Source organism: Rhodopirellula islandica, assembly GCF_001027925.1.
GTDB classification, from domain to species: domain Bacteria; phylum Planctomycetota; class Planctomycetia; order Pirellulales; family Pirellulaceae; genus Rhodopirellula; species Rhodopirellula islandica.
On record NZ_LECT01000026.1, the window covers coordinates 34,873 to 60,244 of the forward strand.

Annotated in this window: 16 protein-coding genes; 8 read left to right on the forward strand and 8 right to left on the reverse strand. The window is 56.9% G+C overall.

Annotated elements, in window-relative coordinates; translation table 11 throughout:
- Positions 1 to 39: 39 nt before the first annotated feature.
- From RISK_RS13225 to RISK_RS13240, 4 genes are all read left to right on the forward strand, one after another.
- Complete coding sequence (locus RISK_RS13225) at positions 40 to 861, forward strand: class I SAM-dependent methyltransferase (protein WP_236696267.1); 822 nt, start codon at positions 40 to 42, stop codon at positions 859 to 861.
- A gap of 18 nt (positions 862 to 879) precedes the next feature.
- On the forward strand, positions 880 to 2,367 hold the full coding sequence (locus RISK_RS13230) for an aldehyde dehydrogenase (NADP(+)) (protein WP_390173932.1): 1,488 nt from the start codon (positions 880 to 882) through the stop codon (positions 2,365 to 2,367).
- Positions 2,368 to 2,521: 154 nt separating this feature from the next.
- Positions 2,522 to 5,740, forward strand: coding sequence for a serine/threonine-protein kinase (locus tag RISK_RS13235; RefSeq protein WP_047814793.1), 3,219 nt, complete (start codon positions 2,522 to 2,524; stop codon positions 5,738 to 5,740).
- A 157-nt stretch (positions 5,741 to 5,897) separates the two neighbouring features.
- The gene (locus RISK_RS13240; RefSeq protein ID WP_047814794.1) at positions 5,898 to 9,119 is read left to right on the forward strand and encodes a serine/threonine-protein kinase; all 3,222 of its coding nucleotides are present in this window, start codon (positions 5,898 to 5,900) and stop codon (positions 9,117 to 9,119) included.
- A 27-nt stretch (positions 9,120 to 9,146) separates the two neighbouring features.
- Here the strand turns inward: RISK_RS13240 and RISK_RS13245 are convergent, their stop codons facing one another.
- Positions 9,147 to 11,354, reverse strand: coding sequence for an AAA domain-containing protein (locus tag RISK_RS13245; RefSeq protein ID WP_047814795.1), 2,208 nt, complete (start codon positions 11,352 to 11,354; stop codon positions 9,147 to 9,149).
- 35 nt (positions 11,355 to 11,389) lie between these two features.
- On the opposite strand from RISK_RS13245, the gene RISK_RS13250 reads away from it, so the two are divergent.
- Positions 11,390 to 11,710 carry a DUF1294 domain-containing protein gene (locus tag RISK_RS13250; RefSeq protein WP_047814796.1) on the forward strand — a complete coding sequence of 107 codons (321 nt, stop codon included), beginning with the start codon at positions 11,390 to 11,392 and terminating at the stop codon, positions 11,708 to 11,710.
- 222 nt (positions 11,711 to 11,932) lie between these two features.
- On the opposite strand, the gene RISK_RS13255 is transcribed toward RISK_RS13250, so the two are convergent.
- A complete protein-coding gene (locus RISK_RS13255; RefSeq protein WP_047814797.1) occupies positions 11,933 to 12,616 on the reverse strand; it encodes a hypothetical protein in 684 nt (227 codons plus the stop codon).
- 141 nt (positions 12,617 to 12,757) lie between these two features.
- On the opposite strand from RISK_RS13255, the gene aroB reads away from it, so the two are divergent.
- Positions 12,758 to 13,876, forward strand: a complete 1,119-nt coding sequence (gene aroB, locus RISK_RS13260; RefSeq protein ID WP_236696269.1) for a 3-dehydroquinate synthase — start codon at positions 12,758 to 12,760, stop codon at positions 13,874 to 13,876.
- Between the two features lie 21 nt (positions 13,877 to 13,897).
- A complete protein-coding gene (gene nusG / locus RISK_RS13265) occupies positions 13,898 to 14,452 on the forward strand; it encodes a transcription termination/antitermination protein NusG (RefSeq protein ID WP_047814799.1) in 555 nt (184 codons plus the stop codon).
- 126 nt (positions 14,453 to 14,578) lie between these two features.
- Here nusG and RISK_RS13270 read toward each other — a convergent pair whose 3' ends face one another.
- The gene (locus tag RISK_RS13270) at positions 14,579 to 15,931 is read right to left on the reverse strand and encodes a Gfo/Idh/MocA family protein (protein WP_047814800.1); all 1,353 of its coding nucleotides are present in this window, start codon (positions 15,929 to 15,931) and stop codon (positions 14,579 to 14,581) included.
- A 266-nt stretch (positions 15,932 to 16,197) separates the two neighbouring features.
- Here RISK_RS13270 and RISK_RS13275 point away from each other — a divergent pair, with 266 nt between their 5' ends.
- Positions 16,198 to 17,247 (forward strand): hypothetical protein, encoded by a 1,050-nt coding sequence (locus RISK_RS13275; protein ID WP_236696270.1) that lies wholly within the window; start codon positions 16,198 to 16,200, stop codon positions 17,245 to 17,247.
- Here RISK_RS13275 and RISK_RS31600 read toward each other — a convergent pair.
- The 5 genes from RISK_RS31600 to RISK_RS13295 all read right to left on the reverse strand — a co-directional run bounded on the left by RISK_RS31600 (position 17,244) and on the right by RISK_RS13295 (position 25,322).
- Positions 17,244 to 17,450 (reverse strand): hypothetical protein, encoded by a 207-nt coding sequence (locus tag RISK_RS31600; RefSeq protein WP_150122585.1) that lies wholly within the window; start codon positions 17,448 to 17,450, stop codon positions 17,244 to 17,246. The genes RISK_RS13275 and RISK_RS31600 overlap by 4 nt on opposite strands.
- A 30-nt stretch (positions 17,451 to 17,480) precedes the next feature.
- Positions 17,481 to 18,719: a hypothetical protein gene (locus RISK_RS13280; protein WP_047814802.1), complete on the reverse strand. Its 1,239-nt coding sequence runs from the start codon at positions 18,717 to 18,719 to the stop codon at positions 17,481 to 17,483.
- 19 nt (positions 18,720 to 18,738) lie between these two features.
- Positions 18,739 to 20,688 (reverse strand): hypothetical protein, encoded by a 1,950-nt coding sequence (locus tag RISK_RS13285; protein ID WP_047814803.1) that lies wholly within the window; start codon positions 20,686 to 20,688, stop codon positions 18,739 to 18,741.
- An 86-nt stretch (positions 20,689 to 20,774) separates the two neighbouring features.
- Positions 20,775 to 23,300 (reverse strand): hypothetical protein, encoded by a 2,526-nt coding sequence (locus RISK_RS13290; RefSeq protein ID WP_047814804.1) that lies wholly within the window; start codon positions 23,298 to 23,300, stop codon positions 20,775 to 20,777.
- 183 nt (positions 23,301 to 23,483) lie between these two features.
- A complete protein-coding gene (locus RISK_RS13295) occupies positions 23,484 to 25,322 on the reverse strand; it encodes a proteasome accessory factor PafA2 family protein (protein WP_047814861.1) in 1,839 nt (612 codons plus the stop codon).
- Between the last annotated feature and the right edge of the window lie 50 nt (positions 25,323 to 25,372).

Sequence of the window (25,372 nt, forward strand, 5' to 3'; positions counted from 1 at the left end):
TTTCTGACGAAATCACCTCATGCCCCCTCGCCTTGCCCCGTGACAAAGAGCCCTTCGACCAAGCCACGCAAACCAGCCTCCACCGCGACGATCGATTGGTACGATCGGCCTCAGTACTTTGACATGGTGTTCCGTGACGAAACGGCAACCGAAATGGCATTCTTTGACGAGGCGTACCAGCGTTACGCGACCGGAACCGTTTCGCGGGTCTATGAACCCGGTTGTGGCAGCGGTCGTTTGGTGGCCGCTTCGGCAGCCCGCGGGTACGACGTCATTGGGTTGGATAACAACGACGCGATGCTCGCTTATCTGCAGCGCCGATTGCAACGTCGAAAATTGTCGGCCGAGCTGATCAATGGCGACATGACGTCTCACGTGTGTTCGCCCCCCGTGGATGCCGCGTTTTGCACGTTCAACACGTTCCGTCACATGATGGATGAAGACGCAGCGGTCGCGCATCTGCGAGCGGTGGCGGCCTCTTTGCGAACTGGCGGGATTTACGTGCTCGGGTTTCACTGCATTCCGATGGACGCGGATCCGGACTGCATCGAGCGTTGGAAAGCGTCCCATGGGGGCACGAACATCAGCGTGACTTTGAAAGTGGTGGATTTTCAGCGACGCAAACGACGTGAAACACTTCGCGTTTCGATCAAAGCCACTCGAAAAAACGGAACTGTCGAGCGAGTCCGCAGTGAGTTTCCGCTGCGGCTTTACACTCCCAAACAAGCCGTCACGATGTTGAAGTCCGTCCGTGATGAGCTGGAAATCGTCGGTGTCCATGACTTTGACTATGAAATCGAACATCAGCGAGAAATGGACAACGACCTGACCGACGCCGTGTTTGTTCTCCGAAAACAATAATTTTCTGAAGCGACCCTGATGACGCACGCATTCCAAGCCACCTGCGCCGCGACCGGCGAGTTCCTTCCCGGTGAATTTGCCGAAGCGACCGCCGCGCAAATTGATTTTGCCTGCGGACGAGCCGCCGAGGCCGCAGTCCAGATCCGCGAATTGACGCCCGATCAGCTCGGCGAATTCCTTTCCGCGGTGGCGACCGAGATTCGATCGCGACGGGAGGAAATCGTGTCCCGCTGCGAACTGGAAACGGGATATTTGAATGCTCGTGTGGAAGGCGAATTTGATCGAGCGATGGGGCAACTGGATCTTTTCGCTCGATTGGCGGTCGAGCGACCTTGGGACCGCGTGACCTCGGAAGCGGCGGATCCGGATCGCAAACCATTTCCCAAACCCAGCATGACGCGGCGGTTTGTTCCGGTTGGGCCTGTGGCGGTGTTTGGTGCCTGTAATTTTCCGTTGGCGATCTCGGTGATTGGCAATGATTTTGTCGCTGCGGTTGCCACGGGGAATCCGGTGGTTGTGAAGTCGCATCCCAGCCATCCGGGCACCTGCGAACTGCTTGGCAACGCCGTCAAAGAAGTCGTGAAGCGGTTGAAGCTGCCCTTGGGAACGTTTGAATTGTTGCATGGGCGAACCCCGGAAACGTCGGTCCGTGTGATCTCTCATCCCGCGATCGCCGCGGTCGGGTTCACCGGCAGTCCTCAAGGTGGCCGGGCTCTGGCGAAGGCAATCTTGGACCGCGAAAACCCGATTCCCATTTTCGCGGAATTGGGCAGCACCAATCCGGTCTTTATCACCCCGGACGCGATGGCCGTTCGAGCAAAGGCGATCGCGGAAGGCTTTGCCGGATCGCTGAGATTTGGCAACGGTCACATGTGCACCAAGCCTGGTGTGGTGGTGATTCAAGAGCGGGATGCTGACGCGTTCATTGCAGCAACTCGGGGTATCTTTGCCAAACAGCCGAACCTTCCCATGTTGAGTGGTCCTGTGGCGGAGGCGTTTGATCGCGGGATTGAACAGCTTCGAGCAGCCAAAGAGGTGGATTCCTTGTTCGTTGCCGAAGCAATCGAAACAGAAGGCCCCTGGCATCGGGGGGCTCACTGGTTTGGCATGAATGCGGAGACCGCGATTCGTGAGCGGTGGCTGCACAGCGAAACGTTTGGTCCGGTTTCGATTTTGGTGCGTTGTCGGGGGGAAGCGGAAATGTTGCGGGTAGCCGAAGGGTTCCATGGGTCACTGACCACGACACTGCACGCCGAGACGTCTGAGAATGAGTTTACGCAGTGTTGGCGCCGCATCGCAGAACGCTTTGGTGGCCGGATCATTCTCAACGGTTGGCCGACGGGAATGGAGATTGGTTCCGCGACGCAGCATGGCGGCCCGTTTCCCGCCAGTCTGGATGGTCGCAGCACCTCCGTCGGGCACGCCAGTTTGGAACGGTTCGTTCGACCGTTGTGTTTTCAGAACTGGCCTGAGGACGTGATGTTAGCGAAACGCTCGGGACCATGAGTCCCGCCTGCGGGACCGGGAAAGGAACGTTTTCAATCGGGGCGAAAGCGATCTTTCCTGCTCTGAAAAGTCGATCGGATCGACTAGAATACGCAGCTGTAATTGATGTGATCTGACAAACGACTCCATTGAATAAGCGTTCGGCATCCAGCCTGTGCCTTCCCCATCCGAAGATCCAACCGAAGTTCGCACTTCGACGTCCGAAGAAAGCCTCGTCAATCACGTTGGCGACTACAAAATTGTCCGTACGCTCGGGACGGGCGGGATGGGCGAAGTCTATTTAGCTCAGCACACCACGACGCAGCAAACGGTTGCGTTGAAAATGTTGCGGCATCATGTCGCCAACCAGCAGCGTTTCCGGCGACGATTCCAACGCGAAGCTCAATTGATTCAAGGACTGGATCATGAGCACATCGTGCCACTGCTAGAGACGGGAGAAGAAACGGGCGTGCCATTTTTGGCGATGCGCTTGATCGAGGGCAAAACCCTGGCGGATTTGATTCTGGAACAGAAGGGAATCGAACAGTCGATGGCAGCGGGGGACGCTTCGCAATTGGAGACGGCCGTTCTGACACCGACTCAAGCGGTGTCCGATGACCAGGCAACCAATTTTCAATCGATAGCGAACTCGATTGCCGATATCGCGGATGCATTGCACTTCGCGCATTCTCAGAAGATCATTCACCGCGATGTGAAGCCGTCCAACTTGATGCTCGATCGCGATGGCAAGATCTGGTTGACCGATTTTGGTTTGGCTTTCTTGGAAGACGAGCAAACCGCGTTGACCATGACAGGCGACTTGGTGGGAACCCCCGCTTACATGAGTCCCGAGCAAACGCTGGGGTCGCATTCCGAAGTCACCCGTCGTTCGGATGTCTACAGCTTGGGGGCGACGCTTTATGAATGGGCGACGCTGCATCGTCCGTTCAGCGGCAACCGAGAACAGGTGCTGGTCAATGTTGCTCAAGGCAGTTTGGCGACACCGCGGAGTCTTCGTGCTGATCTTCCGCTGGCACTGGAAGCCGTGATTTGCAAAGCGATGTCTCGCTCGCCAGAGGCTCGCTATCCCACCGCGGCTGCCTTTGGCGACGACCTTCGACGGTTTGCGAACGGCAAACCTGTCATGGCAAAAATGCCAGGTTGGACGGAGCGTTTGTTCCGTTGGAGCCAGCGAAATCCGTTGGTCGCTTTGGCATCTTTTCTCGGAGTGATCACGACCGTGGTCGCGGTGTTGGGAATGCAAGCGATCTATTCCGGTCAGTTGGTCCGCATCAACGAGCAATTGGCGAAGAGCAACGATGATCTCATCACGTCGAACTTGCAGTTGGAAGCCCGAGAAGCCGAGCTCAGCAATCAGCTTTTTATCTCGGACATGTCGCTTGCCTTCCAAGCCTACGCGGCGAAGAACCTGATCACGACCAAACAGTTGTTGGACAAGCATCGGGAAGAGTCGGTGCCGTTTGGATCTCGGCGATTCGCGTTGGAGCTGTTGGACTACCTTGCCACGCCGCCCTCTTCGGTTTTGCTGACCAAGCACCAGGCGGCTGCCACCGCAGTTGCGGTTTCGGAAGATGGCAAACTGGTGGTGTCCGCCAGTGAAGACGGCGAAGTGCATGTGGTGGATCTGGAGACGAAACAACTGCTCCACAAGTATTCGTTGCCGGGACGGCTCGATTCCATTGCAATCAGCCCGGACAAGCAGTTTTTTCTAACCGGTTTGAATGAATCGATCGGGTTCACCCCGATCAAAATGCATCGCGTTGACAACGGCGAAGAAGTTCTGGGGTTGCTGGGGCATTGGCATTCAATGGAATCCGGAACCTTCTCATCCGATGGGAAGTGGATTGCAACGGCCGACCGGTACCGACAAATCCAGGTGCATGACACGGACGGAAACGTGATCGACTCGTTTGACGCACAATCCCGAAATGAGTCGCTGCGTTTCCTCGAAGACAGTCACCGATTGGTTTATGTCCAAAAATCGCAAGCCGGTCACGAAGTCCGAGTGCGAGATCTGGACACGGAAGACGAGACAGTGATCCCGACCGACGTGATGACGGCCCAGTTTGCAATCGCTCATCCTCGCGGCAAGTCGAATCCATTTCGAATCGTGACACAGGGCTACGGCTCCCTTTCTGTTTCCGATTCCGATCAATCCGCTCCGTTTGTGAAGGTGAATCATTTCAATGCGGTGTTCCGTTGCGTGGCGATCAGCCGCGATGGTGAGATGATCTACAGTGGCACGGATGAAGGATCCGTTTATGTGTGGCGATTGAAAGACCGAGACGTCTACAACCAATTGTTTCGTCCTTTGCTGGTGCCGGCCGCCAACGGTCGGATCTATGAGATCGCGACGGTGCCAGAAGAATCCGAAATGCCTCGGTTTGTGACGTCGGCTGAAGACGGAAACGTCATTCTTTGGGACACCCAAGAAAAGATGCCGATTCGTCCATCGCACCCGAAAGTTCCCTATCCATGGACGTCCGTTTTAAAGTTGGCGACGCCCCACCACGGATCGTCGGATGTCTTCCTTCGAATGAGTGGTGGCGCCGTCGTTCACTACAACCCGCAAACAGAATTGCGGGGACTCTCAGTGATCGCACACCAACCCATTCGCGGCACGGATGAGATCGCGGTCACGGAAGACGCCTCTACGATCGCGGTCGCAACGGACACCGAACTGAGTGTCTACGACGTCGAATCAAGGCGTCTCATCAAGACGATTCCGAGTCCAGATTTGGAGAGAAACTGCCGTGGACTTCATTACCTGGGGCAGCGTTTGTATGTTCTCTACACCGAGGAAGTGTTGGTCTACGACCTTCCTGATTATTCATTGGCAGGTACGATCACGCTGCCAGTGGACAACGCCAACTCGTTGACCCGCATCCCGTCGGAAGACGCCTTGTTGGTCGTGACCGAACGGGCGTTGTGCAAATTGGAGGGCATGTCCGCGAGTCTCCTTGAAAACGCGGGCTCAGCAGCTGACTATTTCGATCGAGTGGTCTTCGATTCACGCGGGAAACAAATGGCGATCATCCGGTTGAATCGGCTGATTGAAATTCGTTCCTTCCCTGAAGGCGAGACTCTCGCTGTGTTGCGAGGGCATATTCGGCACCCGAGCGATTGTTCGTTCATGGACAACGACATGACGGTTGCGACGACCAGCGAAGAAGGACTCGTTCGGTTCTGGGACATCGCGAGCGAGCGTGAAATGGGATCCCTGTTGACTGGAACACACGATTCAAACTGCCTGCACTATTTTAAGGAGGCTGATATGTTGCTGGCAACGTCTGCTGCAGCACCGATGGAGCTTTGGGTGACCGACCGGAGTCAAGCAAAACTCTCGCCTCTCTTGCAAACGGAGGAAAAATGAACAGATGAAATCCGTCTGAGTCTGTGAACAATGCTGTTGCGATCGAGGCAGTTTCGAACTCTTTTCGGTGATGATCCCTTCGGTCTTAGTTGTCGGTGCGAAGAATCATCGCTTATCAGACACTCCCTGCCCTTCGATCCATTGAGTCCAACACGAAGTGAATTCGCCAAACGACGCCCCGACGGAAGCAGCCAGGAGCGAGGACGATCAAGCCGGTACGCCAACCCAACATTTTGGCAACTACCAAATCATCCGAACGCTCGGTTCGGGAGGAATGGGCGAGGTCTACCTGGCGGAGGACATCACGACGGGGCAGAACGTCGCGTTGAAGTTGTTGCAGCACCAAGTTTCAAAGCAGGTCAGGATGCGGCGGCGGTTTGAACGCGAAGCAAACCTGATTCAAGAACTGCGACACGAACACATCGTCCCGCTGATGGATTCTGGCGTCGAGCGGGGAATGCAGTACCTGGTGATGCGTTACATCGATGGGCCAACGCTCGCCGACCGCATTTTGAAAGCCACCGGCGAGCATGAATCGCAAGAGTTCTCCATGGACTCGACTCATGAATGCGAAACGGCTGACACCGAATGCGATCGTGCTGGAACCGCAACGGCTTCGTTTGAGCTCATCGCCGAATCGATTGCTGACATTGCCGACGCGCTGCAGGTTGCTCACAACGAGCGAGTGATTCACCGAGACATCAAACCATCGAATTTGCTCTTCGACCGCGAGGGGAAGATCTGGTTGACAGATTTTGGATTGGCGCTGATCGAAGATCAAAACACGGCGCTCACGCTCAGTGGCGCTATTCTGGGCACACCGGCCTACATGAGCCCGGAACAAACCTTCGGATCGCAGACCGACATCACCCGTCGATCTGATATCTACAGTTTGGGAGCCACTCTGTACGAGTGGGCAACTTTGCGACGGCCCTTTCAAGGCAGTCGTGATCAGATATTGGCCAACGTTGCCAATGGCAGCCTCGTCACTCCTGGCAGCGTTCGCGGCGACCTGCCACGTCCACTCGAAGCCATCATCTGCAAGGCGATGTCGCGTTCGCCTGACTCGCGATATTCCACTGCTGAGGAATTTGCCGAAGATCTTCGTCGCTTCGCAGCTGGCGAATCCGTTCAGGCGAAAATGCCTGGCTGGTCCGAACGTTCGCTGCGATGGGGCCGGCGCAACCCTTTGGTGACCTTGGCGACATTGATCGGTGCGATCTCTCTGGTCATGACCGTGTTGGGGATGCAGGCCATGCATTCAGAGCAACTCACGCGAGTGAACAAAAAACTCGCCGAGAGCAATGACGAGTTGATCGAGACCAACCTGGAACTGGAATCCCGCGAAGCACAGTTGCGAGAACAACTGTATGTGTCGGACATGTCGTTGGCATTCCAGGCCTACAACGGGCACAACCTGAAGGCCACCAAGGAACTGCTCGATCAACATCGGCCGAAACCTGAGGAAGCCGGATCCAGCCGATTTGCTTTTGAAATTCTTGACTACTTGGTCACGCCTCCGCCGTCAAAACTATTGACCCAGCACCACTCGCCGGCGACCGAGGTCGCAGTTTCGCGAGACGGGCAATTTGCGATTTCGGTCAGCAAAGATGGCGAGGTCCATGTGATCGATTTGCAATCGGAAAAACTCACACATCGCTACCAACTGTCCGGACGTCTCGACGCGATTGCGATCTGTCCGGACAACAAACATTTTCTGACTGGTCTGAACGGCGACGTGGGCTTCAACTCGATCACGCTTCGTGAGATCGCGACAGGAACCGAGACGCTTGGATTGCTCGGGCACTGGCACAACATCGAATCCGCCGCGTTCTCTTCCGACGGAACACTTTTCGCGACGGCGGGGCGATATCGCGATGTTCAGGTTCATCGTCTGGATGGAACGGCGGTCAAAACGGTACATGGCGGATCGCGAAACGAATCGCTGCAGTTTGCGGGGGACGGTCATACACTCGCCTACGTGAAAGAGGTTGGCAAACAACGTTTGCTGCATGCCATCGACCTCGATACCGATCAGGAAACTCGCATCCCGATTGAAGGTGAAACACTTCAGTTTTCCATCGTGCAGCCAGCCGGTGATCCGTATCGCACGGTGGCCTTTGGCAACAAATATATCAAGGTCGCGGATTCCACCAACGAAAGCCATTTCGCTCAAGCTTTTGCCTTGAATGCTCCGGTTCGTTGTGTCGCCATTTCCGCTGATGGCGAAGACATGTTTGCAGGAACCGATGATGGGCTGGTCTACGCTTGGACGCTGATCAACCGAACGGAGTCGGGCGATTTTCAGCCGCCGATGATCTTCCAAGCAGCGGAAGGTCAAATCAGCAGCATTCAGGTGATCCCCGCAAATGACAATTCAGCACGGATCGTAACAACCGGCGAAGACGGCCAGGTTCGGCTATGGGACTTGACTGACAAATTGCCGGTTCGTCCAAACCCTGTGGGACGCACGTTTGTGACCGCTCACATCATCAATTCGTATTCGCACCATGAGCGACCATTCGATGTCTTTTTGAGGTTGGACGACAACAGTGTTTGGCACTACGACCCCAGACGGGATTTGAATCGAATGTTGCCGATCAAGTGCGATTTAGAGGAATGGGGATTTCAGTTTGGCTGCGATTCGCGTGCGTCAAAGATCGCCATCGCGAACAGTGACGAAGTCGAAGTCCGCGACGTGGCGTCGTCTGAGTTGCTTGCTCGAATCATTCCGCCGTACGAAACAGAATCGATCAGCGACGTGAAGTTCGTCGAGGGGAAACTGTGTGTGCTGTTGAGCAAACAGTTGTTGGTTTACGACGCGGTGGACTATTCACTCGTTGAAACCCATGATCTTCCGAGCGACAACAACAGTCTGCTGCTGAATGTTCCGGGCAGCGATGCCCTGATGATCAAAGCGTCCAACATGCTTTGCACCTACGAGAATTCGATCGTCTCCGTTTTCGAAGCATCGTCCACGGCGGCGGTGCGATACGTGCGAGTCGATTTTGATGCCACCGCCAGCCGGATTGCGGTGGTATTCGACAATCGATTGGTGGAGGTTCGCAGCTATCCGCAGAACGAGACGATTGCGGTGTTGCGAGGGTATTCCAAACCGATCGCTGACACCATTTTTCTAGATCGTGGACGAACGCTGGCCACAACCGGTGAAGAGGGATTGATACGGTTCTGGGATTTGTCGAGCGAACGCGAAATGGGAATGCTTCCGACTGGGAGGCACCTAGAAAACGATCTGCACCTTCTTGGTGACACCGATCTATTGATGGTCACCTCGAGACAATCACCCGCGGAACTGTTACTTACCAAACAGTCTCGGGCTAGGCTGGCCGAACAACGTCGGGCCATAGGATTGGATTGATCCAACGGGAGCGACTGATGTGATGAATCAGTGTTCGTCCAGCGTGAAGACGCTGTGGTAGGCACCCGCGTCCTCGAAGTAGCGGAACAGTTCCGAATAGAAGTCGTGGCGGCAGAGCGTCGCACTGTCACCGACCACAATCAGTTTCCGTTTGGCTCGCGTGAGTGCCACGTTGCTACGGCGTTGATCGGACAGGAATCCAATCTCGCCATCGGGGTTGCTGCGAGTCATCGTGATCAGGACCACTTCCTTTTCGCGTCCTTGGAATCCGTCGACGGTGTCGATCTCGATTCCATCCAGATCCAGTCGCATTCGCAAGTTGCGAGCCTGGGCGGCGTACGGCGCGATCACCGCGATTTGGTCGCCGGTGACTCCCGCGTCAGCAAGCTGTTTGACCATTTGTAGGATCACCTTGGCTTCGCCGTGGTTCAGTTTGCTTTGCCCGTCCGGTTCCAATTCTTCTTCGTAGCCGGCACCGGCGGTGTCGATCAGCAACAATGGTTCGCGGGTGAAGTCGCTTTCTTCGACGTCCGGCAGGTCGCACAGCAAATGCCGTTTGACGGAGGCATCCGCGATCAAGGTGCTGTCGTAAAAGTGATCGCTGCTGAATCGCATGATGGATTCGTTCATGCGGTACTGCACGGTCAGGCGGCGATAGATTTGCTCACCGTACCGATGCACCAAACGCTGCATCAACGAATCACGCATGCCGATTCGCGCGGCGTCGTCAGACAACACAGTGGGTGGCAATTGGCAGTGATCACCGGCCAGAATCAACCGATCGGCCCGCAGAATCGCTTGCCACATTCCCGGTTCGGTGCACTGGCAGGATTCATCGACGACGACCAAGTCGAAGGACTGATCGCTGAGCAATTCTTCATCGATGGTGGTTGTGGTGCAGATCACATCGGCGCGGTCGATCACGGCACGAACGATGCTGCGTTCTTGAGAGCGAATCATCCCACGAAGTCGTCCTGCTTCATTGAACAGCTCGGCTCGCTGCTTGCGTTCTCGGCCGCCACTGTCGCGGATCGGGCGGTTGGCTTCTCGCAGAATTTGATCGAGTTCTCGGCGCAGGTCTTTGATCACCGTGCTGGTCGGATCCGATTCAACCAGTGCATCCAGTGTGTGCTCTTGCAGTGATTCGAAGACGCGAGCCGGGTGACCGACGCGAACCACGTTGGGCATCAATCGAACCAAGCGTTCCAGCAGGTTGTCGACGGCGGTGTTGCTGGCCGCACAGGCCAGGACACGTTCGCCACGTTCGACCGACTGGGCGATGATTTCGGCGATCGTGGTGGTTTTGCCGGTGCCGGGCGGACCATGGATGATCGCCACGTCATCGGCCATCATCGCAAATGCGACGGCGTCGCGTTGGGGGGGATTGAGCTCGGTTCGAAAGTCAATGTCGTTCAGTTCAAACTGAAAGCTCTCGGGATCGATGTCATGCGTGTCGATTGGGTTGCCATCAACACGCGGTGTTTTGATGCCCAGCAACACGTCGCGAAGTTTTCCCGAGCGGCCGCGAATTTCTTGAGCTCGGGCCATCGCGGCGAGCTGCCGTAGACGTGTGGTCTCGTCCGGCGACATGTCCAAGCGGAAGCGGTCGGAAACGACGGCAGGGCGTTGAACCGATTTCCCATGCTTGCCAACGCCCTTCTTTTTTTTCAGATCGTCTTGATCTCGAATTGGAAACGTGTCGGTCGCGATTTGGATCGAGTGGTTTTTTCGACGGCTAACGACACCCGCGATGCCTTGATCGGAGGGATCGTCGTCCATCGACAGAACGACAGGGGATCCGACCTTCAACCGGTTCATGGGCAGGTCCTTCCCGCCTGGTTTGGCCAGGTCGAGCAGGTAGCGTCCTGCCAATCCGGTGTGGTAGTCGACCATGTCGAGACCCACGATGGCTTGGCCGGTGCTTTCGGCGTCACGCTGAGACCGAATCTGACGCAGTTTGGCGAGGCGGGCTCGTTCGGCCTCGGCTTCCAAATCCAACCAAATGGCGAGTTGTTCGAAGTAGTCTTCTGGATCGAGCGGGCGATCGGTCGGCAATCCCTCGGGATACGGGACGTTTAGATTTGCCAGACCAACCTTGGACGAGTCGGAGCCATTGTTCTTGCCACCGGAGAGGATTCCATCGCCGAACGAACCGGCATCGGAGTTTTTGAACGCGGTTTTGCCTTCTCGTTGGGACTTGGCTTTGGAGCGGGCTTTCCGTGAACGTGATGACATGCGAAGAACAATCGTGAGAACGAACCCGCGGCCAGATACCGCGGGAATGGAACACGCCTTCGGAGAAACTGTCCGTGACGCTCGCACTCATCATCGCCGCTGAAACGTTTTTTGCCAGTGTCTTGACCGCGGTTTTCTACTGGATCGACAAACGAGCCGCTCGCGCCGGGACCCAGCGAATCCCTGAAAAGACCTTGTTGCTGGCCAGCGTCTTGGGCGGATGGCCAGGCGGTTGCCTCGCCGGACAGAAACTCAGGCACAAGACAGCCAAGGTCTCGTATCGAATCCAATTCGTGGTGGCCGCGGTCATTCACGTTCTCGCAGTCGTCGCGATTTTGTGGGCGGGGTTGCGCTGAAATTTGAAAGTTGCGGACCGCTCGGCACATCGATTTATCAGGCGGTGAGCAGCATCTGCCAAATTTGATCCGCTGCATTGGGGGGGGCTTGGCTGTTGGCCCAACCAATTGGTTTCGGACTTCAGTTTTAGAGCGATGACCTTGGCTTTGAGGAAGCCGCTCAGCAGAATGACCTCGCGGGGCAGGTTGTTCCACCGAGACAGGCCGCTGCGACGGAGTCCATCACTCCGTCGATTGGGCCGCTTCGTCTTCGGCAACCTTTCGTTGGCCGTACCGCAGTTCGCTGACCTTCATCAGCAACCCCAATTGGTGCCGCAGTGCGGGGCGAACACGATCGGTGACCATCACTCGCTTGGATCCATCGGCCGGGCCAATGGTTCCGCTGGCCAATTCGAGATCGATCGATGCGGGGGGGACTCGTTTGTAGTGGGGGTCTGAAAATTCCAGTCGAACGACGATTGGCTGGCCGGCGTCTTCATCGGCTACGGCCGCGGACGCTTCCACCGCTTGGTCCGGTTCGATGTCAGCGGCGGAATCGGTCACCAAGGATTCGACGGACAACGGTTTCACTGTCGCCCATTGGTAATGGGTTTGTTCCAACAACGCTTTGCGAAGGTGCCCAAGTCCCGGGAACGCGGTCAGTTCGACTTGCTTGAAATGGGCGCCCGGTCCCGGGATCAGCTCGACGTGGTCGCCCAACTGAATCGCGGTGATCACCTCAGGCCCCCAGAATTCGGTTGTTTTGACCAGCTTGGTTCGTCGAGCAGCGATGCTGAGAACGGCAACGATCGCACCCACCACAACGATGGCCACCAAGGCCACGATTTGGCCACGAGTGACGACGACGCGCGGGTCGTTGTATTTGTCCGCATGAGGATCCGCGGCGGGCGACTCGTTTTCGTTCATCAAAGAAAAACAATTCGTGAGAGACACAAAGCAGCAGAACCAGTCCACGATTGGGAGGCCCGCGGAGGCATGCCGTGAAAACGGCTCACCGGCTACACTATCCTAACCGTGCAACCAACTTTGCCCCAACCCATCGACCTCATGACCGCACCGATTGAAGCAATCGAAGTCTCGCTTGGCGAACGCAGTTACCCGATTTGGATCACCACGGGGCTGACCGACTCGGCCGAGCCATCTCATTTTGCCAAGCACTTCCAAACCGCCGTGGGCGACTGCACGCACGTGGTTCTGATTCACGATGCTGCCGTGGCGAACACGATTGCCAGATCGATTGAGCAACAGCTCGCGCAGGCTGACATTCGCATCACCAGCATCACAATCGCGTCGGGCGAAACCAGCAAATCGGTTTCGCAGCTGGAGTCGATTTGGAACACGATGTTGGAATCAGGGACAGATCGTCGCAGCGTTGTCGTTGCGGTGGGTGGCGGGGTCGTGGGCGATTTGGCCGGGTTTGCTGCTGCCTCGTTCACTCGTGGATTGAGGTTCGTGCAAGTTCCCACGACACTGCTTTCGATGGTCGACAGCAGCGTCGGCGGCAAGACCGGGATCAACCTGCCCGGCGGCAAGAACATGGTCGGCAGTTTTTGGCAGCCGCAAATGGTTTGGATCGACACGCAGTCGCTTTCAACCTTGCCCGATCGGGATTTCATCAGTGGGATGGCGGAAGTCATCAAGTATGGCGTGATCGAAGACGCGGATTTCTTCACCTGGTTGCAAACCAATGCCTCGCGAATGATCGAGAAGGATCCCGAGACGCTGCGCTATGCGATTGGGAAAAGCTGCGAATCAAAAGCTCGCGTGGTCGCCGAAGACGAGCGTGAAACATCCGGCCGGCGAGCGATCTTGAATTATGGGCACACGTTTGCACATGCGATCGAAGCCACCGCAGGCTATGGAGTGTGTCTGCACGGCGAAGCGGTATCGATCGGGATGCAAATGGCCGCTCATTTGGCCATCGCCATGGAACTCTGCGACCCATCTTTGCTAGAAGAACAAACGGCGGTGTTGTCCGCTGCGAAATTGCCACTGGTATGGAAAGACGCGGATCCGGAACGGATGCTGCCTGTCATGTCGCATGACAAGAAAGTGTCACACGGAAAGCTGCGTTTCGTTTTGCCTGACCGGATCGGGCATGTCGCGATGGTCGGCGATGTTCCCACGGACAAAGTCATCGCGGCGATCCATTCGGCTCATCTCTGACTCACGGACGCTGTCACTTCGATGCCCATTCTGCCTTTTGAACCCGATTGCTACCCGGAAAATCTGATTGACCAAGAGGAGTCACTCGATTCACCTTGGTGGTTGCTGTACACGAAGTCACGCCAAGAAAAGGCGGTGATTCGCAAGCTTCGTGAGGTGGGTGTGCCGCACTACGCGCCGATGATCAAGCAGCGTTTTCGTTCGCCAGCCGGGCGATTGCGTGAATCCTTTGTGCCGTTGTTCGCAACGTATGTCTTTCTGCGAGGAGATGACCAGGCTCGCTATGAGGCGATCTGCACCGGGTCCGTGTTGAAAGCGTCTGAAATCCTCGAGGTGCCGGATCTTTTGGACGACCTTCGGCAAATCCAAAACTTGATTGAGATGGGCGTGCCCCTGACGATTGAGAGCCGACTTGAACCCGGCCAAAAAATTCGCGTGAAAAACGGCACCTTTGCGGGCTACGAGGGAACTGTCATTCGCCGCGAGAACGAATCTCGTTTGCTGGTCTACGTTCGGTTCATGCAACAAGGCGTGAGCGTGAAACTCGAAGACTGCCAGGTTGAGAAGATCGTTTGAAGCGTCAGTCGTTCGGTGGAAATCGGACCTGAGGACTCAAAAAAAGCCGCCCAAGAGAAAACTCTCGGGCGGCTTTGAGATTCCGTTGGCGTGCCCTGCGTCAGGCTGCCAAAGAGTGGCTTAAACTCACGCGAATGGTGAGTACTTGCCTGGCGTTGGGACGGGGTACTTGCCGTCTTCGCCGGGAACGGTTGGAGGAGTCGACTCGAGGGTGTACTCGTCGATTCCTGGGCAGAGGTCCTTGCCCTTTTCCATCAAGTCGTCCCATTTGACGATCTTGCCGGAGTAGCAAGCTTCGCGACCGAGGATGGCGCAGAACGTCGATTTCGCTCCGTACTCGCCTTCGTTGTAGATCTCGCCACGCATCAGAGCTTCGATCAAATCGTGTTGCTCTTGTTGGTGACCGTTCAGGCGTTTGCCTTCGAAGGACCATTTGTTCTCGCCCATGATTTCGCCCGATGGGTTGGCGGAACCCTTGGAACCGATGGCGAACTCGCCCACGTGGTTCCAACCGCCGGCCAAGTGGCGGCCTTGGCTGTGCATCTTGGATCCGTCAGCGAAGGTGTATTCGCAGAACGTGTGGTCAAAGATTTGCGACTTGGTCGCATCGCCACCCATGCGTTGCTCACGACCGCCCATGCCGTTGCACTCGACGGGGTACTCGCCTTTGACCCAGCAGCCGACGTCCAAGTTGTGGATGTGTTGCTCACAGATTTGGTCGCCGCCGATCCAGTTGAAGTGGTACCAGTTGTTGCATTGGAATTCCATTTCGCTTTGGTCTTCGCCCTTGTTGCGATACCAGATGCCGCCACCGTTCCAGTAAACCTGTTGCGAGAGCACGTCGCCGATCGCACCATCGTGAATGCGTTCGATGCACTGCATGTAATGAGGTTCGTGACGACGTTGCAGACCAACGCCAACCATCAGGTTTTTCTTCTTCGACTCTTCGACCGCTTTCAAAACACGTTTGACGCCAGCAGCATCGGTGGCAACGGGTTTCTCCATGAAGATGTGCCGTCCCTTGTTCACCGCATACTCAAACTGTTGCGGCTTGAATCCGGGAGGCGTTGCGATGACGACCAAGTCACAATCAACGTCGATGGCTGCTTTGTAGCCGTCCAATCCCGTGAAGACGTTCTCGGGTGGAACGGCAACTTTGTCACCGAACTTGCGAGTCAGACCGTTGATCGTTCCTTCTGCTTTGTTGCCGAACGCATCGGCCACGGCGACCAACTTCACGTTGCCTTTGGTGGACATGATGTTGGCAGCGGCTCCGGTGCCACGACCACCGCAACCGATCACGACGAAGCGGATGACATCGTCACCAGCGGCATGAGCGTTGGGAATGGAGACGCCTGCGAGCGTGGTGCCGGCCAGCGTGGTCCCTGCGATCAGACCTGAATCCTTGAGGAACGAACGACGACTCGCATCGATGGTGCGACTGGCTTCTTTGGAAACGGTGGGCTTCGGCTGTGGCATCAGAGACTTCCTGTAGCAATACGTGTTGAGCGGTTCCCGATGGGGTCAGGACATCCGCGAGAGGTTGGGAACGAGGTGGGATCCAAGACCGCTGGCCACCCACACCAGCTTCATTTCAAGGACTCGAACCGGGAGTCAAAAGCTGAGGTTCAGGCAAACTGCGTCGAGGTATGGAGCCAATTATACCCGAGATCAAACACCGGGGTTCATCCGACGGCTGATTTTGATCCGCAAGTCAATGGTTTTGTGAACTAAAATGAAGACAAGTGGATCTTTCCTTCCAACGAGAACAGAGCAGTGACATGCGGCGATTTTTAGTTGCTTCGGCCTTAATATTCGGCGTCTTTGCGCCGACAGCGGACGCTCAGCCTGTCGTTGCCCGCTACCGTGGGGGGCCGGGCGCAGGCTTTGGATTCTATGGACCTGCTTACCGAGCTCCTGGCTACCTTGTGCCGCCCCCGTTTTTAACTGGTCCCGTGGCCGTTGTTCCGGTCGGGCCACCACCCGTGAGGCCGGGTTCCTATCGTGATCCGCTCTATCGCTATCGCGGAGCTGCCCCAATCGGCCCGGCCATCCCGGTGCTTCCGTTCCCCCCGTCGCCCGCGATCGTTGTGGCTCCACCCGTCTATCGGTCACCCTCGGTCGGGCGTGTTGAAATCAACACCCCTGGATTTCGACTCAGCATACCGGGACCTCAGCCCTACGTATCTGAACTGGACTACGCACCTGAACGGGACTACGCACCTGAATTGGCTTCCCCGTCCGGATTGGCTTACTCATCGGATCCTGTCGTGGCGGCTTACCCGCCACCGCCCGGACCCGCGTTTGATGTCGCGACTCAGTTGGGCGACGGAGTCGAACGTCTTGCCGCTGCGTTGAACACAATCGAAGACGGCGACATTTGGTGGGACTACTTGCAAGTCGATGGGCTGCGGCAAGTCACCGACAATGCCCAAGTTACCACCGACGGTTCGATGACCGGTGAAGCAGCGGCAACGATTGAATCCGCCGCTCGAGCGTACCGAGGCGTCACAACGAGTGGCCAACTGGGGCGCATCGCGAGGCTGGATGGTTTCGCCGAAACACGGGATGCTCTCGTTGTCCTTTCACAATCGCAATCGATCTTGCCTGAGTCGGACGTCCCAGCGGTCACGCCCGCCTCACAACCGCAGGAAACGATGTCCAACGAACCAACGTTGGCACCTTCGCCCGTAGAAGCAAGCGGCCCTGACGAGCAACGACCAAACGCCGACGTTGAACCAAGCGGCGATGGATCCATCGAAGAGTTGCCAGCACCGCCGAAGATCAAGATTTAAGGCACCAGCCACCGGTTGTCGCCATCGGACGTCAGTCCGAGGACAACTGGATTCACGAAGTAGAAATAGCCACGAAGTGGCGGCATGTTGTCGCCATCGGACGTCAGTCCGAGGACAACTGGATTCATGAGGTAGAAATAGCCACGAAGTGGCGACAGGTTGTAGCCATCGGCGTTAGCCGATGGAAACGGAGTCCGACGCAAGCATCAAGTCCTGTAGGGACGACAGGTCGCTTACTTCTGCGTGGCCAATTTGCGGAAGTAGGCTTCGATTGCCTCGCGATAATGCGTTGGCAGATCGCGGCTGATTTGCTGCAGTGATTCCTGGCGTTCGGCCGGCGGCAGATTTCCCCAGCCGTTCTGGTCGTCAATTTTTTTGCGATCCGCGTCGCCTTGGCCGCTCGCACCGGCGATGCGACTGTCGTCCATCGGGGACGCTTGCCCGTCGCTTTGGCCACCGTTTCCGCTGGCGTTTTGTTGTTGTTGTTGCTGCTGTTGTTGCTTCTGCTGCTCTTCTTCGATCTTGTCGATCAGCTTGGTCAATTTATCGATGACCTCTTGCTCACGTTCTTGCGTGGCTTCATCCGCTCGACCTAAATCCAGGCGACGTGTCACATCGCTCATCAAACGCGAAATTTCGTCGAGGGAATCCTTCTTGAGCGGTTTGATATCTGCGACCATCATCTCGGCGGTGCGTGCGTAGCGAGCAGGAATCTGTTCTTTGCGTTGCAGCAGTCGTCGCAAGTCCGACAGAGCGTCTTTGATTTTCAACTGGGCGTGGTAGCACGCACCGCGATAGAACAGCAGCGTCGCGGGATCCGGGCAGACCATCGGATCGACTTCGGCAAAGATTGGCAGGGCTTCGTCGTAGTAACGAGCCCGCACCAATTCGCGGCCGATCCAAGTCCGCAGGGCGGCTCGCAATTCGTTGGGCATCGATTCCACCAGTGCGTAATCGGGGCCACTGGGATCCATCGCTCGAGCGGTGGTCAACAAATCGCCATTCAAACGACTCATCAAGTCGGACAGCACATCGAATTGTTCGGACGCCGCATCAACCCAAGCGTTGAGAGGCTCAATGTCGTCGCGTTGAACTCCCACCAAGAAATTCTCAGCGGCTTGATCCAACAGGTCCGGTGCCACACCGAGAGCATCCAGGGCAGCGCGAAGCTGCTGTGCCATCTCGTCTGAATCTCGCAGTGGCCAATCGGCACCACTCTTCAGGCCGTTGTTGGGGGACGAATTGGATTCGAGTGGTTCGGCTTCTGATTCGGGGATGATCTGAACGGGAGCAGAACGAATGAAATCGGGCGAAGCGTTCGCTGAGAACGAAGATTGGATTGCGGTGGAGACGATCGCGAGTTCCGCTGGGGGACCGATTTCGGCCATCGCTGGCGACGCCGAAAAGGAAGCGGGCACCAGGGTCCAGATCGCAGCAGCGAAACGAATTCTCATCAGCAATGGTCCAATCAAGGTCTCGGGACGTGGTTCCCTACTTGTTCCGCTCGGTCACCAAATCGCGTGTGATCTGATACAGCCGATCTTGTCTTTGCGACAAATCGCGGAGCAATGGCAAGACATCTTCAGCAGAAGTTGCTTTGTCATCCGACAAACTAGCATAGCGGTCCGTGGACCCCTGGATGCGAGTTTGCATGGTTCGAATCAATTTTAGCTCCGCCAACTTCTGGACAAGGGGTTCTTCGCCAGAACCCGAAGGTTGCCCCCCGCCATCGCCCTGTTGTTCCTGTTGTTTCTTTTTTTCCAGGTCACGTTGGGCTTGAGCTAAGGCCGCAATCATTTCCTCCAACGCCGCCAAAATGTCGGTTTGAAGACCTTGGGTGACCAAGTCAATCTTGCTCTGCCCCAAACGAGTGGAAACCCGCACGGTGTCTTCCCGCAGTTGGGAGACGACTTCCGGGAACGCGACACTTGAGCCTTCTTCTCGCAGCAGCAGCATCGCGCGGTCGGCTTCGAGGGTGATCTTTTGCTCTTCGAATGCCAGGTCACCGGCCTTCAGGTCGGTGGCGCGGTTGCGTTGCACTTCGGGGGTCTTTGCCAGTTGAAGGGTTTGATCCAGCACGGCGGATTGCATCGCTGCCATCTTTCGCAAGCGAGCTTCTAGCTTGGCCAGTTCGCGTTCCATTTCTTCTTCGCGAAGTTGACGGAGGATCTTTTCGAGTCGATCGATCGCGCGACGCAGTTCCTCCTCGGCTTGTCGCTGTTGCTTGGTCGCTTCTTCACGGTCGTCCTGAGCCAGTTTGTCTTGAGCCTCTTTCATCCGCTCAATCGCACGCTGGAGTTGTTCCTCGGCTTGTTCCTGAGGTGACTGAGGTTTGGGCGGCTGTGGTTGCGACGAAGACTGCTGCTGGCCAGATTGTTGTTCGCCGGATTGTTGTTCTTCCGATGGCTTTTGAGCTTCCTGCGATTGCTGTTCGCCAGACGGTGACTGCTCACCCTCCGATTCTTTGTTGGCAGACTCCGCTGGGGAGGGTTCGCCCTCGGTGGATTCCTTTTCGCTTTCGGGTGATTCCCCTTTCTCCGACGCATCCTTGGGTTCACCACCGTTTTCCGGTGGCTTCTCGGAACCATCGTTTTGCGGGCTGTTTTGACTCGGCTGATCGCGACTGCTTTCTTTCCCCGGTTCTTGCTTGCCCGATTCTGGCTCACCCGGTGGCTGCTCACCCGGTTTTTGCTCACCCTGTTTCGGGTCGCTCTTGTTGTCCGACTCGCTATCGGCCCCCTTCTCTTGGTCGGCTTGTGAATCACTCTCGGAAGCCTCTGCTTCCGACTCGGGCAATTCGTCCTCGAGTTCTTTGCGGAGTTGCTCGGCGCGTTCCGCGATCGCCTTCTGTTCTTTTTCAACTTCGCTCATCTCGACACCGTTTTCGGTTCGAGCCCGAACGCTGCGCTCATTGCGTTCGGTCAGGCGAAGCTGTTTGATCAAATCGGAAATGCGTTTCTTCTCGTCACGAATTCGCGAACTGCGATCTTCGCTCATCAGCAGTTTCAAGATCGACTGCAGTTCATCGGTGGCGGATTTCTGGTCCGTCATCGCTTTGGACAGCTGGCCGTCGCCAATCATCTTGCCTGCACCGCGAAGTTTCTCCAGGACGAAACGTTCGCGGGACTGTTTGGCCACGCGGCGGAGCAACGCGGAGCGTTCCGGGTTTTCGCTGGCTTCCATGTCCGCCAATCGGAGCAACAGTTCTTCCAGACGCTCGTAGCGGGTCGCGACGCTGGATTGACGCGATGCCAGCGTGGTGACTTCGTCGCCCGTGGATGATTGAGCCAAGGCCCGGGACGCCGGAATCGACATCACCACGATGGTCGATGCCAGCACCAGCAAACAAGCGGACTGACAAACGGTCCGAATCTGAACACGTCCGAGCGTCGAAACGGTGGGGGGAGTGCGGTCAGCTTGGTTCATGCAATCGTTGTTCATAGGATTGGATTGTCCATCCGCGGGGATCGTCGCTGGGCAAGGTTCAGGAAAGGGTGTCAGACACAGATTTCCCGACGGCTGCGTTCTTACTTGAACAGATCCTGGACCTGCTGGTTTCGAGTTTCTTCGGTTTGCTCGATCAATTCTTCCTGATCGCTGATCAAGCCTCGGACCAAATCCAGAATTTCGTTGAAACTTTCTAGGTCCAGCATCTTTTCCAAGACGGCGTTGAGTGACAAAAGCACTTCGTCCGTCGTCGCAATTGCCGCTGTCGCTGCGTCCGTCATTTCCGCAGCAGGCGATTCCGAAGCGTCTTCCGCCATCAAAACCTGTTCCATGGATGTGATTTGACGCTGCAAACGCGGCAAGGGTTCCGTCACCACTTCGGACAAGGGATTGCGAACGCCATCTTCCAAGCGTTCGCGTCGGTCCACCGAATCCACTCGATTCTGCACCATCTCGAGCAGCAAGTCTTCTAAACCGACGACAATCCCGGCCAACTCTTCCGTCGACTTGGTGGCCTGCAGTTCGGCTTGGCGGATTCGCAATTGAACGCGTTGGCGTGCTCGGACGTTCTCTTCGCCATCCGTTTCTTCCCCGGCATCTTCCGCAGCACTGGGACTGTCGGAGGCGTCTCCCTCCTCCGAATCAATTGCCTCGTCTTCGGAATCAGAACTGGTTTCCGGTTCCGCCGACTGCAGCACATCGATCGCGTCGTTTTGAACGGCGACCAAGCTTTGACGGAGGCGTTGGGTCTCGTCGATCGCTTGTTCCAAGCGTGAGCGGAATTCCAGTTCGCGACGTTCCAAGGTTGCCAGCAAGGTTTCCGGGGTCACGACTTCCAGACGCACCACTTCGCCACGGACCACATGAGGTTCGCCAAGATCAAATCCGTCCTTGGCGGTTGTGAAAATCTGAACGCTTGCTCCAGGAGCCAACCCATTCACGGTGCCGTCATCCGACAAGTCTCGCAAGTCAAAGGTCCAGTCAGCGTTGCCGTCGCGATCCATTTCGGGAGCGACGGTGTGTTGTTGCCAATCGGATTCGAGCGAGTTGGCATCGTCGCCTTCGGCGGTGTTGTTGGGCGTGGCAGCGTTGGCTTCTGCATCATCGGAGCCACGAACGGCCATGGTCAGGCTGAGCGATTCGATCCCATAGTCATCTTTCGCGTTCGCTTGGATCGGCAGCAACGCAATCGGAGTGATGGACGAGCCGATGCCTTTCATCGCCATGGTGGTTTCAGGAACTTGATCACGGACCACACCAATGAAGTAACGATACGAAGCTTGCGCAGAGATTCCCGTTTCGTCTTGTGGCACCAATCGCACTGACGTTGGTTCTCGCAGATCCGTCACGGACCATTCAAACGACAGGCGGTCCTCGGAGATTTTGACGACCGGTTCGCTGGCATCCTTGGGGGACGCTGCACTCGCGTCCTCGGATGATGTCGCGACATCCACGGCGCCCAGCGGTTTGCTGCTGGTTCCGCGAAGCGTCAGTGAGCTGCCTTCGCGAATTCGGAATCCTGCTTGGTACTTCAGGACTTGGTCTGCGGAACCGGCGGCGGCCTCTTCGTCATCGAAGATTCGCAAGTAGTCGGGGTAACGAATCGCCAGTTCCATGTCGGCAATTGCGGGCGGGTCGACGGCTTCGATTCGGTAATCCAGCAAGCGGTCATCCAATCCGCGAATGGTCATCGTCACCGATTCGGAAAGAGTCGCCAGCGGCGGCCCGTCCAACACGAAGGATTGATATCCGTCTTGGATTCGGCCGACCCGGCGGAGGTTGCTTTGGCCTCGGTTTCCCGCGTCATCGACGTACGACACGGTGCAGACTTCGGGGACGACGTGTCCCAGTTCTTCCGTTGCCGCACGGATTCGCAGGGTGGTGCTGCTGCCGCGAGCCAATCGCAGGACTTTGTCTTCAAACGCCAGCAACTCGGTGCCGACCTCTTCGGTTTCGTCCGCGGTGATGATCGGTGATTCGACCCCGATCATTTCGAGTGCGGCCTTGCGAGGCCAAGGTGAGTCGGACAGCAACGACAATCGCCCGACCGCTCGGGCAAAGGTTTGCGGGCTGGCGATTGCCATCACCAACGCAGCCAGCAACAACGGGACGACCAGCATCAATTTGCGGCGGATCGGTTCCCATCGAAACACGCGTCCAAAGTCGACTTGGTCCACCGCCGCGGTGGCTTCTTGGTGAACGTGTCGCAACAACACGGGGCTGTGCGAATCGTGCGAGCGGTTTTCTTGTGTGAGCTGAACGGCGGTGACCAGCCGTCCACCCAGGCTTGGGTGATGTCGTTCGATCAACAGTGCCAACGAGTCATCGGGCAGATCACGGTTGAGCCTGCCCCACAACCACTTGGCCAAGATCAGAACCACGAGCGCGGCGACGACAACCAGCACGACCGCGCGAGCCGAACGGGGCATTTCACTGCCGCCGATTCGAACCGGCAAATAGTCCACCGCGAGCGCCACCCAAAACACAACCAGCACCAAGGCGGCGATCGCGAGCAACGAATCCCAAACGATGTAGCGTCGCACCCGGTCGCGCAATCGTGATAACAAATCACGAAGCTCCGGATCCAACGATTCAGTACGACCCATCCGATTCCCAATTCAATTCGTGCGTGTGTCCGTGGGCTCCATCCTACCAACGATCCACGGGCCAGCCTATCGCAGCGTTTCGCGGTGGGCGGCGAATCACGACGCGGGGCTCGTGGCATGGGGCGAATCAAAATCTGGACTGCCCGCTGGATCCACGCCAACGGGGACTTCTGAGTCGCCGTGTTAGGACTGGTGCTGCCGGTTGGCCCCCCGGTTGCCATCCGTCCGATCGCTATAAAATACCGTTCGAACGGCTCGGTTTTGATCGACCAGGGCTCGTTCCCAATCCGTTCGCATGGTCGGGCCGCCGGCCACTGAAACCTCGCCGGCGAATTCGCGAATCATCCATCCGCGGTGCGCCGCTGGTGAATCGGCTGGTGCGTTCCGCCGCCGCAGCTCAATGTCGACGTCGGTGACCAGTTCCCGCTCTTGATGATTGGCGATGAAGCGGGCGAAGTACCCGTCCTCGGACAGCTCGTGATACCGCAGGTCAATTTTCTTGCGAGTGATCCAGGCGGCTGGCTCACCGGAGGCATCACCGACCGCTTGATCGAGCATCCAGCGTTTGCCCAACCAGTCGATTCGGCCCAGGCCCTGAGCGGTTTGCTTGCTGTCTTTGCGGAATTGACGAACCAAGCGAATTGATTCCGCCCAGTGCTGGAGGGCACGCTGGGCTTCGTCCCACTCCGATTCGCGACCGGAACGTTGGCTTTGTTCCCGGACGAACTGTTCGGCGGCGCGGTAGTACTTCGTTTGAATCTCGAGCGACGTCAATTCACCGTGGCTGGTCGGGACCCGCCGGAGCAGATTCCAGTCGCGATTGAAAACACGCAGCGCTTGGATCGGACTTCGAAGTCGGGGCAAGTCTTTGGTTCGTTTGGCTTCGATCATGTCCAGGATCAACGCCACGCTGCCGATCTTGGCCCACTGAGCCAGGTCGCTGAGGTTGGAATCTGACAATCCAATCTGCAATCGCTGACGACGCTTGAAAAGCTGACGAGTTTCCCCGATCGAACGCCACGAACGACCGCACAACTTGCTCAACCAGTGACCGTAAACGTAAATCGGACGCTCGCCATTGAAGCCGCCCATGTCTGCCACGCGGTCCACCCCCAGCGCTTTGCCTGACAAAAAAAAGCAACCGTCGTGATCCAGGTGGCCGGTTCCCATGATCGCAACTCGCGAAACCAGCAATCCCGTCAGGTGACGGCGTTGGGATCGGAAGGCAAAGTGAGACCCAACCACACGCAGTGCGATCACCAACGGAAGGTGCAACGCACGCAAGGAAGCAATCGATAGCCACTGAACGAATTTCGGCAGCGCGACAAAACTTTCTTCTGATTCATTCGTGTCGGACGGTTCTTCCCAGTCGGGGCGGTCCTGCTGTTCTGCTGGGTTCGGTCGCCCCCTGGAGCGATCAGAGTTGTGTCGATCACCGCGAGGACGGATCCTTGACCAGGCGTGCTGGCTCGATTGTTGAATCAGCGATGCAGCGACGATCATCATCACGACCGGGAATGACATCAGGACGCAAGCGATCTGTGTCGCCCAGACAAGGCAAATAGCGATCCGATACATCAGCAAGCCGGCGCCTGTCGCCACATCGGTTTCGTAGTTCTCTTGGCACCCGTACAGGTGACCGGCCGCGTCGCAGCTGTTCTTCAGGATGCGAAGTCGTCCCACGTTTTGATTTGCCGACCAGCGAGCCTCGCCGGATGCGTCTCGCATGATTTCATCGATCGCGCGCTGGCACGCGACCAGGTCACTGGGGCGGTAAACTTCCGGCGTGGCCATCTCGACCAGCCCACCTGGGCCGTCGCGGAGAGCGAGGTGGGTTTCGAGGTTGAGTGCCGAACCATTGGCCAAGAACCGACGATCCCCGCCGTCCAGTCCTTCCACCGCAGGCATCTGGCGGCAAATCGCATCTCGCAAGGCGGCGTAAACTTCACGAGCGGAGACATCCGACTGCAACGCCCCGTCTCGCGGATCGACGAAGGTCGCGTACTCGGTCTCCATTCCCATCAGCCGTCGGCACAGACGTTGGCGGATGGCCAGTTTCGCCACTGGCGTTT